Raw genomic sequence first — 10,704 nt, 5'->3', positions numbered from 1 at the left:
GACGGTTTCGAAGGCCGTACCGTGCGCTGGTCGCAGGAGGCTAGCGCGCATGCGCCGCCGCATGGCCGGGATATGAATTCTCATCGCATCGCCGAATAACTCAGGTGCGTTTTCCCGCCGCTTCGCGTACAATGATCGAGGCTATTGTCTTATGATAATCCCGTCGCAACGACGAACGGGTCGAGCGGGCCTTTGGAACCATGCCATGAGGGGCGGATCATGTTCGGTATGTCGATCGTACTCTATCTCTTCCTTGGCGGGGCGGGCGCGGGTGCGTGCCTCGTGCTCGCGGTTGCGGGCTTGCTCGTGCCCGGCGAGTGCATCGCCGTTTCGCATCCCGATCGGGCGCGTCGCGCGTCGCAGACGGTTTTCTGGGCACCGAGCACGTATCGGAAGCTCTTTGCTCCAGCGTACGGATGCGTTCTGGTTGTTCTGTTGTTGGGCGTCCTGTGCTTGGTCGCCGATCTGGGCAGGGCCGATCGGCTGCTGCTGTTGCTGTCTACGCCGACGTTTTCCCACATCGTCGTCGGGGCTTATGCCTACGCCGCTTGCTGTGCGCTCGCCGTCATGCTTGCTTTGGCGTGGGCGGGCGTTGTTCGGGGCGTGCCCTTGGGTTGGGTGCGCTTCTTCGGGGTTCTCGCCGTACCCGTTGCGGCGGTTGCGATGGTGTACACGGGGCTTTTGCTGCAGAGCTTGGCTGCGGTGCCGCTTTGGGCGGTGTTCTGGCTGCCTGCCGTGTTCGTGCTCTCGTCTCTTTCGTGCGGGATCGCCCTGTTCGTAGGCGCTGCCCATATCAGCGAGGCCGGTACGGCGTTTGCCACTCTGTTCAGGCGGATCGTTTTGTGCGATGCGGTTGTCGTTCTGCTCGAGATTGCGGCGGTTGCGGCGTTTCTCGCGGCGTGCGGAGGAGCCGTCGACGCACCCGCGAGCGGTACGAGCGAGGCTGCGGTGAACTCGTATCTTGATCTGATTGCGGGTTCGAACGCGGGCTTATGGTGGGTGGGGTTCGCAGGCTTGGGCCTTGCGGCGCCTTTGGCGCTCGAGGTGGTGTTTTTGCGCAGGGCGCGCGTGGGTCACACGCCGCGCAGGCTGGCACTTGCTGCTTCGGCGTGTGTGCTGTTCGGCGGTTTCGTCATGCGGTTCTGTATCGTGGAGGCGGGAATGCATCCCGTGCTGGCCATCGCTGCGGGCGGGTGACGTCGGCTTGCGGTGGTGGGTTGAAGCAGGCGAGGTAAAGGCGGCGAAGATTAGTAAGGTGAGCGATGTTACCATTTGAGGTTGATACGACAAGCGATGTGCCCCTTTGGGTGCAGTTACGGCAGCGGCTGATCTACCTTATCAATTCGGGGTACTTCAAGCCAGGCGACCAGCTTCCCACGGTGCGCGGGCTCGCATCGGATATATCGATCAACTACAACACGGTTAACAAGGCGTATCTGAGCCTTGTTTCCGATGGGTATCTGGAGTCGACGCGAGGGCGCGGGGTGTTCGTACGCGATCTCGATGCCGAGATGGACGAAGAGTATACAACGGAGATAGAACGGCTGATGGACGACTGCGTGATGGCATGCCGCGATCTGGGACTCTCGCTCGACGATATCGAAAAGTGCATGGCCAAGAAAATCAAGCAGATCAAGAAGGCCGAGGGCTTGACGGATGTCGGCGAGGGCTCGTCGGCGATGGGGCCGGGGCGAATTGTAACGATCGACGTTTCCGCAAAGCGCGCGAAGCGCGAGGGCGAAAGGTAGGACGCCATGGCAATCGGGAAAGAGAAAGCGTATGAGGCGGGTTTTGCTGCGGGCCGGTCGTCTGCCGGCAGCCACTGCGGGGACGCGGGTTCCTCTCGGCCGAGATCGCGGTTCCGGGTTGTTCCCGACGCGAGTACGGAAGTGGTAGGGGAGCGGGCTTCGAATGCGGGCGTTGTTTTGTTCTCGGCGGTTGTGTTCCTTGTTTCGTTTTGCGCAGCGTTGGGAGCCGCATGGGTGCTGCAGGGCGAGTTGGGCGTAGCATCGCTGCTGATCGCGCTTGTGGTTGCCTTGGCTGTCATGTCTTCGGTCCATATCGCCCAGCAATGGGAGAAAGTCGTGGTGTTGCGCTTCGGCAAGTTCAATCGCGTATCGGGTCCCGGGCTTTTCTGGACGATTCCGATCGTCGAGCAGAATACGATGCGCGTTGACGGACGCGTCCGGGCAACGTCGTTTGGGGCGGAGGAGACGCTCACCGCCGATCTGGTGCCCCTCGACGTGAACGCCGTTCTGTTCTGGATGGTGTGGGACGCAAAGGCGGCGTGTACCGAGGTGGGGGACTTCACGCGAACCGTCGAGCTAGCCGCGCAAACGGCGCTGCGCGATGCGATCGGGCGCGCGGGCGTCGCCGAGGTTGCGATACGGCGAGAACAGCTGGATCGCGAGCTCAAGCGCATTCTCGAGGAGAAGGTTGCACCGTGGGGCATCACGATCCTCTCGGTGGAGGTCCGCGACATCCTTTTGCCCAAAGAGTTGCAAGAAGCGATGTCGCTCGAGGCGCAGGCGGAGCAGCGCAAGAAAGCGCGCATCATCCTCATGGAAGCCGAGCAGGACATCTGCGAGATGATGGACGATATGGGGGATTCCTACTCCAAAAACGACGCGGCGTTGAGATTGCGCGCAATGCATCTGCTCTACGAAAGCGTCCGCGAAACTGGGGGAACGGTGGTCGTTCCGAGCTCGTTCTCGGAGGGTTTTGGCGACGTGCTTCCCGACACCTTGAAGGACTCCTTTAAAGGTTAATAAAGTAAGATATCACTAATATATAGATTGCTGATCTGGGATAATCTAAAAATACCTGCTAATCTTTATTCTAAAAATAGAATAAAGATTGCAGAAATAATCATATGACAATTCTTGATTGTCATATGATTATTTCGTATAGTGCAGATAGTGGAATCGGCCGATTCTCGAATGACGAGGAGTGTCTACCGCGCTGACGAGTGCCCAGCGATCGACGGATCGGGCAGTGTAGGTGGTGGGACGCGATTGTTAAGGAGGAGAGATGTCAGAAGCGAACGGTTCGCAGAACGTGCTTACGCGCAGAAGCTTCCTCAAGGCTTCCGGTGCCGCCGTTGGGGCATTGGGCCTAGCGGGAACCGCTATGTTGACGGCCGATGAATGGCTTGCGCCAGCTCAGGCCCATGCCGATGAGCAGGAAAGGACCGGCTATACGTTTCATTATCGGCACTGCCAGTGTAACTGCCATTTGAAATGCACGGTACGCGACGGGCGCATGGCTTTTATCGAGCCAAACGATTGGCCCGATAAAAGAAACGAAACCATATGCCTTAAGGGCATTTCGGAAATACAACACGTTTACAGCGTTGACCGCCTTCAGGTTCCGCTCAAGCGAGTGGGTGAGCGCGGGTCAGGCGAATTCGTGGAAATCACCTGGGACGAGGCGCTTGACGCGGTAGCTCAGGGCATTCAGAAGGTGTGGAGCGACTACGGCAAGCAGGCGATCGCCTATATGCCGTCGGTCGATACGCTCTCGGTTAACCTCGGGAGGATTCTCGGAGCCCAAGAGAAGCCGCATCGCGGTATCGACATTGGCCTCGGCAACGGCTTTTCGCCTGCAATCGCCGAATCGGGCGGGCAGGGCGCGGCCTCGAATGAGATGAAGGATTGGAAGAACGCCAAGACGATTCTCAACGTGGGGTGCAACGTTCTCGAAACGTGCATGGTGACTGCGCCGTATTTCTTTGAGGCGCTGGAAGCCGGGGCCGAGATTATCACGATCGATCCGAACTACTGCACGACGGCTGCGAAAAGCTCGCGGTGGATACCCATCGAACCCGGCACCGATGCCGCGCTCTACTTGGGCATGATGTCACTCATTCTCGAAAACGAGTGGTACGACGAGGCCTACCTCAGGGAGAATACAAGTATGCCGTTTCTGGTTGACGAGGCCGACGGTTCGCTCCTGCGCGACCATCCTGCGGAGTCCCCGAAGGAGACAGGCGCCGACAACCCGTTTATGGTGTGGGATGCAGTAAGCGATTCGATGCAGCCCTACGATGCGGATGGCGTCGACCCGAAGCTCGATGCTTCCATCGAAATCGATGGGAAAACCTACTCGACGGTATTCCGCAAATTCAAGAAGCAGCATGAGGCATACCCGATCGAGTGGGCGGCAGAAAAAACCGGCGTCTCGGAAGAGGTGCTTCGGGAGATTACCGAGAAATACGCATGCAACGGGCCTTCTATTCTGTCGTTCGGATTCGGCGGCGCCGACAAGTTTTCGAATGCCGACGTTTCCGGGCATGCGGCCGTGGTTTTGGCGACTTTGGTGGGGACGTTTGGATCCGAGGACGGCGCCGGTGCCGGCGCGTACGTGAATGCGTACCAGAAGGTTTTCGGCGCAGGCAAGCTACCGAATTGGCCGCTGCCCGAAGAATGCAAAGCGGCTTCTGCCCCGAAAGAAAGCGTCGACATCCGCGATGACAAAAGCGGCATACGGATGCTGTATTTCCAAGACGGGGCCATCCAGCAGTGTAGCGCAAACATGAACGAGACGGCAAAGTGGATCGATACCCTCGACTTCGTCGTGGCGCAGGAGATATACCACACTCCATCGGTCGACTATGCCGATATCGTGCTTCCCACTTGCTCTCACTTCGAGCTTGATCAAGAAATCGGATCGCTTCGTGCTCTACGCGGCCATGCCTTGCTCCAGCAGAAGGTTCTCGATCCCCTGTTCGAGAGCAGGACCGATTTCTGGATCGAAACCGAGATCGCAAAACGACTTGGATACGGCGATGCCATCCCCGAAAGCTACGAGGAGCTTGTTCGCTATCAGCTTGACAACGCCAAAGACGAAGCGGTCAAGGGCATCACGCTTGAAGAGCTTATTGAATCCAACGGGGTTGTGGCGCTCAACGACCAACCGGAAATAGCCCGCAGCTACGTGGGGCAGAAATACGCCACCGCATCGGGTAAGATCGACCTGTATTACGAGAATCTGGTCAATTACGGTCAGGCGCTTCCCGCATGGGAGGATCCCTGCGAAGCGTATGCCGGCAACCCCTTGCGCGATGAGTATCCGCTGCAATTCTTTCAACGCAGAACCAAATACCACATCCATTGCAACATGGTCGATTCGACGTGGATACAGCAATTCTTTAAGCCGAGCGTCGAGATGAATCCCGTGGACGCCGAATCGCGCGGGCTTGCTTCGGGGGATATTGTCGAAGTAGTTAACGACAGAGGATCGTTTTCCTGCGAATGCGTGATAACCAACGCCATCCGCCCGGGCACCGTGGCCGTCGTCGAAGGCATATGGGACAAGTATCTTGAAAGCGGCGCGATCCAGAGTGTGACGAACGACACTGCGATCGACCGCGGACCGGCGCTGCCGAAGGGACGCGTGATCCCCTTTAACGACACGCTTGTCGAAGTGAAGAAAGCGTAGGTGATCAATATGACGCGATTTGGTCTAGCAATCGATCTGAGCCGCTGCACGGGATGCAACACCTGCGTGATGGCTTGTAAGATGCAAAACAACGTTCCGATGTCCCTCGCCTGGAATCGGGTAGTGGTCGAAGATTGCGATTTCGAGGTCGGAGCGGTTGGAACCTATCCGAACCTTACCCGATCCTACCTTCCCATCGCCTGCCAACATTGCGAGAATCCGGCCTGTTTGAGGGTTTGTCCAACGGGTGCAACGTACAAAGACGACAAGGGGCGCGTCGAGATCGACTACGACAAGTGCATCGGCTGCCGCATGTGCATGGCGGCATGCCCGTACAACGCACGTGTTTTCAACTGGGAAGACCCGGTTCGCGATCCCGATTTCAACTACGGAGACAAAGACGTTCCCGTAAGGCCGAAAGGCGTAGTCGAGAAGTGCACGCTTTGCAAAGAGCGTACCGACAGGGGAGATGAGCCCATGTGCGTTCGCTGCTGTCTTTCGAAAGCTCGTACGTTTGGCGATCTCGATGATCCCGAGAGCGAGATCTCGCGGCTCGTTCGCGAAAAGAAGGCTGGCGTACTCCTGGAAGAACAGGGCACGCGTCCGCAAGTCCACTACTTCAATTAAGGGGTGCGCACGATGCAAACTTCAGTTAAATTCAAAGCTGCCGCGGGCGTGCTCGCGGTGCTCACGGCGGCGGGCGTCGCCGCCTGGATCTACCAGATCATGGGCGGCCTCGGCGTCACCGGCATGAACAACGGCACCTCGTGGGGCCTCTACATCACCTGCTTCATGTTCTTCGTCGGACTCTCGGCCGGCGGCCTCATCGTGGCCTCCTCGGCGTCGGTCTTCCACGTGAAGGAGTACAAGAAGGTGGCGCTGCCCGCGGTCATCCTCTCAACCGTGTGCATCTGCCTGGCGGGCATGTTCGTGCTCATCGACCTCGGCGGCATCCAGCGCATCTACCAGCTGCTGCTCTCGCCGAACGTCATGTCGCCCCTGTTCTGGGACATCTGCGTGATCTCCTTGTATCTCGTGATCAACGTGATCTACCTGGTGTTCATGTTGTCGAAGAAGTCCGGGGCGCAGGATCGCGTGGCCATCGTGTCCCGCTTCGCGCTGCCGGTGGCCATCCTCGTGCACAGCGTGACGGCCTGGATCTTCGGCTTAGAACTTGCGCGCGAGGGCTGGTACTCGGCCATCATGGCGCCGTTGTTCGTGGTGTCGGCGATGGATTCGGGCCTCGCCCTGCTGCTGCTCTCCCTTATGGGGCTGAACAGATCGGGCCTGTTCAAAACTGACAAGAAGCTCTTGTCGAACCTTGCGGGGCTGCTCGCCGTCTGCATTGCAATCGACGGATTTTTCGTCGGTTGCGAAATTCTCACCATGGCGTATCCCGGTGCCGCGGGCACCGAGACGCTTGCGATCATGGCAACCGGAGCTACGGCGCCGTTCTTCTGGTTCGAGATCGTAGCGGGCATCTTGATTCCGTTTGTCATCCTCGTATTCGCGAAGAATCGCGCACGCATGGGGCTGGTCGCTTTTGCAAGCATCTGCGTGATCGTCGGCGTGTTCTGCAAGCGCGTATGGCTGCTGCTCACCTCGTTCATCGAGTTCAATGTAGCAGGCGCGCCAGGGGTTATATCGGGATCGTCGGCCGCCGCCCACGCCTCGGGCACCGATGTGTGGGCTCTCGCGGGAGCCTATGCGCCCACGTGGGTTGAGATCGTCGTTGTCGTCGGCGTCGTGTCGCTCGGTATCCTCTCGTTCATGGTTCTCTGCAGGAAACTGCTCCCCGGCAACCGTGCTGCTGCGGATGCCGAGTCTTCCGGGAAAGGGGCAATCGGCGAAATCGCTTGATTTTCTGGGCCGCCTGTAGCGCTCGACATACGGGCGGCCTCCTCCCAACCCGCGAGCGCCGTACCGCCTCGCTCCCGTTGCCAGTCAAAAGGAGATTGCAATGTCTATCAACATCCCATGGAGCGATTTAGCCGACGTATACGGCTTTATCGGCAATTCGCTGCTCAAACCGATGACGCAGACAGCCGATGCGGGCATCGATCCCGGCTTCTGGGCTTCGTTTCCCGATTTCGGAGATGCTTCGATTCGCGAAGCGATCGCTCGCTGCAGGCGCTTCGCAGAGCAGGCTGCTTCGCATGTTTCTAACGGGGAGGATGTCGTTTTGCGGGTCTCGGTCGAATACACGAGCTTGTTCATCGGACCACCTTCGCCTGCAGCGCCCCCGTGGGAAACAATGTATCGGTCGGACCATGCAACGGTGGGGTTCGGGAACCCGACGTTCGAGATGAGGCGGATCCTGCGCGAGTCCGGCTTGGAGCTCAGCAACGAGAACAACCAATACGAGGACCATATGGGAATCGAGCTTCTGTACCTGTCTACGCAATGTGCCTCGTTGGGGTTTGCTGCGGGAGGCGAACCTCGAGAAGCTTCCAGTGGGGCCGATTCGAATGCGCTGGCTGTGCTCGGCTTTATCACGGGCCATCCGTTGGACTGGATCGGCGGCTTCCGCGAACGGATAGCGCAGACGCATCCCGACGGTTACTTCGCCGTGTTGCTCGGACTGGCGGAAAGCGTGCTGACATGGCACGCGGACGCGCTGCGGACTCGGGATTGGATGGCCTTGCGATGCGATGAGGTGCCTTCGGCAACCGAGTCTCGGCGGCCGAGACTCGGATTCGGTTCGGCCGCGCCTTCCTTTGCCGAATGCGGGCATCCGCAAAAGCTGCTGTCAGGCGATCTCGTCGATCTGGTATAGCCGCATGTCTCCTTCGCTCAGCAGCAGCGTGAAGCCGGGCGTATCGGCTGTGACCGACTCGAGGCCCACCCATTTGGCGGCTTCGTAGCGTTGGTCGGTTATCGTGGGATTGTCTCCCGTGGGGTCGTCGAGCAGAATGAGGTATCTCGCGCCTACTTCGCGGATCGCCTGCTGCACCTCTTCGTCGGCGGCAATGTTAGCCAAGCGCGTACGGATGATCTCGTTTGTTGCGGGAGGGAAGGGGTTGCTGCCGTTGTCTCCGGTGCGGCGGAACAGCACGCGCAACCCGTCGGTTCCGTAACACCAAGCCGTTCCGTCGTTGGGAACGTTGATCACCGTGGCGTTTTCCTCGACGAGTGCAGCAGCCTGCTGCACGAAAGCCCGCTCTTCTGAGGTGTAGATGTCGTCCCACGAATACAGGCTTGCCACCTGATCCCGCATTGCGGGCAGTCCGTTTTCTATCGAGCGTTTTCCGAGGCTTATCTGGAAGGGCATCGCTTGACATAGCACGAAAACGACTGTGAGCGCCGCTGCCGCGTATGCGTTTTTGCGTTCGCCAACCTTTAGGAGCCGGGAGAGAGCGGAGCCGAGAAGGCGTACCAGCCAAGCGAACCCGAGTGCTGCCAGGGGGATGGCGAACAGCGCGTTCATGGCGCCCGTGCGATAGTAGTCCGAATACCAGAATCCGGAAATCACCTGGCGCAAAACCCCATCAGTGCATACGTTGCCCATGTAGATGACGAGCGTGATCACGTAGGCTACGGCAAGCCAGAGCCAACGGCGGTCGCGCAGCGAGGCAATCAGGCCGAAGAGCACTGCGATCGACAAGAACGGCTGGATGCCGCCCCATTTCACGTACATGAACGACAGGACGGACAGTACCGCCTCGGGAAACGACAGCAGGGTGTCCCATGGCCCGTACGTGACCACGCTGCGCAAGGGGGGAGCGAGGTACAAAACCGCCCACAATGCACAGGCGCCCGCTACGAGGCCGACGGCGCAGGCGATCCTTTTCGGTGTGATAGTGGCGCGCTTGTCGTCTGGGCGGCGGAAGATGCGGCAGAGGGCGTAGGAAGTCATTCCGATGACGCAGGTAAACGCGCCGTTCGGTTGGCAGAGCGCAATGGAGACGAGCGCGATGAGCGCCCCTGCGGCAAGGCGCGCGCGGGTTCCCCTGTCGTTCGCTTCAACGGCGGATACGAACAGCGCGATGGCGGCGGGGATGAGCGCGAAGGACGCCAGGTTGGGCAGAAGCTGGCCTTTCGTCAGAAATCCCCACGGCATGATGGCGAAACTCGCTGCGAACAGCGATCCCGCCAGAACGACTCCGCGTCGATTCGGAAATATGGTGCAGAGCAGCAGGCATACTCCCAGCGGGAGCACGACGACGGTAAAAGCGATCGTGGCCGCGTTGGTGGCGATATCCACTCCGCCGCCGATGCACGATGCGGCTATGGCGACAACGATATGCCAGGCGGACGGGTAGTACGTGCCTGCGGTTCCCTGATCGAGAAAAGAGCCGCTGTGCAGCGTGGAGTAGGTTCCCGAATCGAGAAAGGCGCGGACGATGGACAGATGCACGGTGGTATCGTCTTTTCGTGCGAAAGAATCGGGTCCGTCGATGGCGGTCAGGAACACGAAAGCGCACACGACGAGCCCAACGCATGCGTACAGGGCAAAGGCCTGCCAGGTAAAGCGGGATGAAAGCGCGTCGCTTTTCTCAGGGGTGCGTTCGGAAGGCGAGGCGTGTCGGGGGCGAGGTTTCTGGGTTGTTTGGCCGGGTTGGGGCGTGCTGTTCGCGTGGCCGGGTTTACGCGAGCGTTTGCCCTGGATGCCGCGGGCAAGTGCGAAGGCGATGAGGGTTACCGCGCCAGTGGCGGCAGCGAGTGCCAACGCGTGGCAGGATATGCCCGCCGTCCGGAAAACTACACCCAAGACGACCAGCGGCGCAAGGGAGAGGGCGGGCGCTGCGGCGCAGGAGACGGTGCGTTTCAGCGAAAGCGCGCGCCCGATCAGGTAGCCGGGAACGTACAGTACCGCAATGCATATGATAACGGCGAGAAACAGCGTGAACCACATGGGATACCCCTCAAAACGTGCGCACGATGCGCTCAACGTGTTTCGAACAATGTCAGGGACGATTATAACGGTATTGGCCTGTTGCGCAATCGACCTGCGTCGATCGGCTCGGCGAGGCGCTTGGGTATCGGGGCGAGATTCGTTCAAGGCGCCCTTCCCGTATGTCAACTGTATTGCATTACGTAATGCAATACAGTATGCTGAAGATACTCTTTGAAAGGGGGAGCAATGGGAATGGCAACGTTGAATGTTCGTATGCCTGAGGATCTGAAGCGAAGCGGCGATCGCGTGCTCGAGCGTGAGGGTGTAAGCGTATCGGAAGCCGTCCGGAGGCTCTACCGGTATCTTGAGGACGAGCAGAAGGTGCCGGAATGGCTTCGTGATGGCGAGGGCGGAAACGAATACATATT

General features: G+C 59.3%; 8 protein-coding genes. 7 read left to right on the top strand and 1 reads right to left on the bottom strand.

The window, feature by feature from the left end; translation table 11 throughout:
- Positions 1 to 144: 144 nt before the first annotated feature.
- From nrfD (C1722_RS08370) to C1722_RS08340, 7 genes are all read left to right on the top strand, one after another.
- Complete coding sequence (gene nrfD / locus C1722_RS08370) at positions 145 to 1,197, top strand: NrfD/PsrC family molybdoenzyme membrane anchor subunit (RefSeq protein ID WP_342352763.1); 1,053 nt, start codon at positions 145 to 147, stop codon at positions 1,195 to 1,197.
- A gap of 65 nt (positions 1,198 to 1,262) precedes the next feature.
- Positions 1,263 to 1,748, top strand: a complete 486-nt coding sequence (locus C1722_RS08365) for a GntR family transcriptional regulator (protein WP_102378819.1) — start codon at positions 1,263 to 1,265, stop codon at positions 1,746 to 1,748.
- Between the two features lie 6 nt (positions 1,749 to 1,754).
- Complete coding sequence (locus tag C1722_RS08360; protein ID WP_102378818.1) at positions 1,755 to 2,768, top strand: slipin family protein; 1,014 nt, start codon at positions 1,755 to 1,757, stop codon at positions 2,766 to 2,768.
- 262 nt (positions 2,769 to 3,030) lie between these two features.
- Positions 3,031 to 5,439 (top strand): molybdopterin-dependent oxidoreductase, encoded by a 2,409-nt coding sequence (locus C1722_RS08355; protein ID WP_102378817.1) that lies wholly within the window; start codon positions 3,031 to 3,033, stop codon positions 5,437 to 5,439.
- Between the two features lie 9 nt (positions 5,440 to 5,448).
- Entirely contained in the window at positions 5,449 to 6,066 is a 618-nt protein-coding gene (locus C1722_RS08350; RefSeq protein WP_102379594.1) for a 4Fe-4S dicluster domain-containing protein, read from the top strand.
- A gap of 12 nt (positions 6,067 to 6,078) precedes the next feature.
- Positions 6,079 to 7,299, top strand: coding sequence for an NrfD/PsrC family molybdoenzyme membrane anchor subunit (gene nrfD, locus C1722_RS08345; protein ID WP_102378816.1), 1,221 nt, complete (start codon positions 6,079 to 6,081; stop codon positions 7,297 to 7,299).
- 100 nt (positions 7,300 to 7,399) lie between these two features.
- Positions 7,400 to 8,215: a TorD/DmsD family molecular chaperone gene (locus tag C1722_RS08340; protein ID WP_102378815.1), complete on the top strand. Its 816-nt coding sequence runs from the start codon at positions 7,400 to 7,402 to the stop codon at positions 8,213 to 8,215.
- Here the strand turns inward: C1722_RS08340 and C1722_RS08335 are convergent.
- Complete coding sequence (locus C1722_RS08335; RefSeq protein ID WP_102378814.1) at positions 8,189 to 10,294, bottom strand: DUF6541 family protein; 2,106 nt, start codon at positions 10,292 to 10,294, stop codon at positions 8,189 to 8,191. The genes C1722_RS08340 and C1722_RS08335 overlap by 27 nt on opposite strands.
- Positions 10,295 to 10,704 lie beyond the last annotated feature (410 nt).

The organism is Raoultibacter timonensis (genome assembly GCF_900240215.1).
GTDB lineage: Bacteria > Actinomycetota > Coriobacteriia > Coriobacteriales > Eggerthellaceae > Raoultibacter > Raoultibacter timonensis.
The sequence above is the reverse complement of the archived record's forward strand: the minus strand, read 5'-3'. Positions and strand labels throughout refer to the sequence as shown.